Consider the following 3,083-nt stretch of genomic DNA (forward strand, 5'->3'; position numbering starts at 1 on the left):
AGCAGCACAAATAGCAGGAAAAAGATATGATGAAATATATATGGACATATTAGCAAATGAATATGAATCTGTTTACATAAAAGACTTAGTAGAAAAAAGAAATAAGAGTGAATAAATTTCTAGTGAATAATTTAGTTGTTATAGAAAACCATAGAAAAAGGTGCAAGAAATGCCTTCTATATGGTTTTTATTATGTTTTTAAAAAGAGGAGAAATAAGATTACTCTATGATAAACGATAAATAGTTTTCATATTTAAAAATTTATATAACTATATAAATTTATGGTATTATTAAATTAATAATGTGATATTAAAATAATTATTATTTTAATTTATATTTCTATAAGGAAGCGATAGAATGAGGAATTATAGTGAAATAATTAAAGATTATTTATATAACCAAGATAAATCCCTCTGTGATGATTGCTTATCAAAATTATTAAAAATAAAACCACGTCAAACTATTAATTCTGTATGTAATAAATTATTTAAGGAAAAATGATAAACCGTCATAAAGGCGAATGTTCATATTGTAAAAAGATTAAACTGGTAAATTATAGAATTAGATATAAATATAATAATAAATTAATACAAAATGACGTAAACAATTAAAAATATTACTCAAATCTACAAAGTGTAAATAAAAATAATGCTGTTTCAAGATTTTCTTTTGATAAATTTGAAAAAAGAGTAGGATTATATTTAAATAAAAAATTTAATGATAGTTTCTATGAAAAATCGCTAATAGTAAGTGTTAATTTGGATATTCATTTTTAATTATATATCAGCATTATTGAGTACATACTCAAAAGAGAAAGAAAGAATAAAAGAAGAAATAAGTGAAGAAAATTCGTTGTTTCCAAAGGAAATGGCCGATACTATACCAGATTATGAATTTAATAAACTGGATTTATTTATAATGTATAAATATATCGAATATAAAAAGTTATATTTCTATTAATTACAAAAGGCATTTAACAAATTTAATTTGTAATATGATTGTTATAGCCAGTAAGCTTAATTGGACAGATAATAAATTAGATAAATTTTTTAATAATATTTTGATATTATTGGAAAAAGGAAATGTAAAATTAGAAATATATAAAGCATTAGATTATACTCTTATCAAAATGTTTGAAAAGAACTTAGTTAATTTAGATTTTATTAATAATCTAATAAATGTTTTTATAAAAAAACTATTAAATATAAAAAACAATAATAATAAAGGAGTCCGTGAAATAGAAGATATTTTTCGAACTAATTTTATAAATAATTTAGCAAACATTTTTAATTTATCAAATAAAAAAGATAGATTTTTATCTTATGAATCATTGGAGGAATTAATAGATTCTATCACATATGATGTTTTAAAAAGGTATAAGAATGATATAATAATTAAATTATTTATTCCTCTATTTAAAGTAAGTAACAAAGAAATAAAAAAACAGATAAAAGATTTTATTAAAGATGAATTATCAAAAACATTTAATCAGAGCGTATATGTTGAAGCATGTATAAATAATATAATTAATCCGAATAAAAAATATGAACAAAAATTATTTACTGAAATTGCTTCTTTGATAAAAAGGAGAAGTAAAGTAGTAAGTAGTCTTATAAATATTATTCCTTTATTTTATAATGAAAAACTTATAAATATAGATCAATTCAGTGAATTTAAGGGATTTTATGATTTGTTTGATTTTATAATAGAACCTAATACATTTGATTTTGAAAAATTTGATATAAATTGGTTATTAGGTTTTAATAATAAATTTTTAGAAAAGATATTAAAGATTGATAATGTTAAAGCAGCTATAAGCAAGAAATTAAAAGAAGAAATAATAGAGAAAAATTTAGACAAGAGATTAAAAGAAATTTATTTTACATATTTTGCTTAACAATAAGAAAATATTGAATAATATGGAATATATGTTTTTAAAGTATAAAGATTTAATTAAATATTACAAAAACTAGATAACTTTAGGAGGTTTATAAATTATGAAAGTAATTTATAAAATTACTTATCCTAATGAAAAGATTTATATAGGAAAAGATTTAACTGATAATATTAATTATTTTGGTAGTGCAGTAGTAAATTAATTGAAAAGGATTTTACAACTCAAATAATCCTAAAATAGGCTATAATCGATGGCCTAAGTTTAGGGAAAATTAAATTTTATATATAATCTAACATATGTTTTTAAAATTAAAAATTAATGTACAATGTTAATGTCAATATCTTTTTTAACATTTTTGCAAAAATAATTTTTAACACTTTTGACTAATTATTTTTAGAATTATTATCAAATATTNTCAATATCTTTTTTAACATTTTTGCAAAAATAATTTTTAACACTTTTGACTAATTATTTTTAGAATTATTATCAAATATTTTATCTTTAATTCTATAAGATTTACCTGTTATTTTTCAACTGTAGCATGATGTAATAACCGGTTTAGTATAGCATTAGCTATTGTTATATCACCAAATATTTCATATCATTTACTAAATTCTTTAAATAAACTTCTTTATTTTTCAAATGTTTGAAAGGAAGTAAATAAAGCAGTTGCATAAAACATGGTTTATTAGGGTTAAGAAAGCCTTATAAGTCATGTTTTTTATTTAAAAGTTTTAAAAGATATGTCTTGTAAACTAATTAAATACTAAGGTGATGATTTTAATGAGAGGATTTGAAAAGAAAAAATAAGAAATTAAAAATAGTGGGTCTTTTCCCACTATTTTTAAATTATAGTTTTTTAATTTATACTTTTTAAAGCTCCAACTTAAAGGCTTGGACTCTCCTCTTTTTAAAGTTCCAACTTAAAGGCTTGGACTCTCCTCTTTTTAAAGCTCCAACTTATAAAGGCTTGGACTCTCCTCTTTTTAATTCTCACTTTTAAGTGAGATCTTAAAAATTTCTTATATATTTATTATATTATAAAAAATTTATAAATATGTCAAGTATATTAAACTTTATAAAAAAAGTTATTTTTTATATCTAAATTGCAATATTAAATGCAACACTTATGTTTAGTAGAAATCATGCTTGATTTTAGGTGTTAAAGTATAAAATTAGCCTTAAG

2 protein-coding genes are annotated in these 3,083 nt (G+C 20.1%); both read left to right on the plus strand.

All coding sequences use genetic code 11. From position 1 onward, the window contains the following. Positions 1-792: 792 nt before the first annotated feature. A complete protein-coding gene (locus tag OM90_RS12900) occupies positions 793-960 on the plus strand; it encodes a hypothetical protein (RefSeq protein ID WP_160323678.1) in 168 nt (55 codons plus the stop codon). 34 nt (positions 961-994) lie between these two features. Beyond that, a complete protein-coding gene (locus OM90_RS11945; protein WP_058487084.1) occupies positions 995-1,897 on the plus strand; it encodes a hypothetical protein in 903 nt (300 codons plus the stop codon). Positions 1,898-3,083 lie beyond the last annotated feature (1,186 nt).

Origin of the sequence: Defluviitalea phaphyphila (assembly GCF_001466305.1) — a bacterium.
In the GTDB taxonomy this organism is placed as follows: Bacteria; Bacillota; Clostridia; order Lachnospirales; family Defluviitaleaceae; genus Defluviitalea_A; species Defluviitalea_A phaphyphila.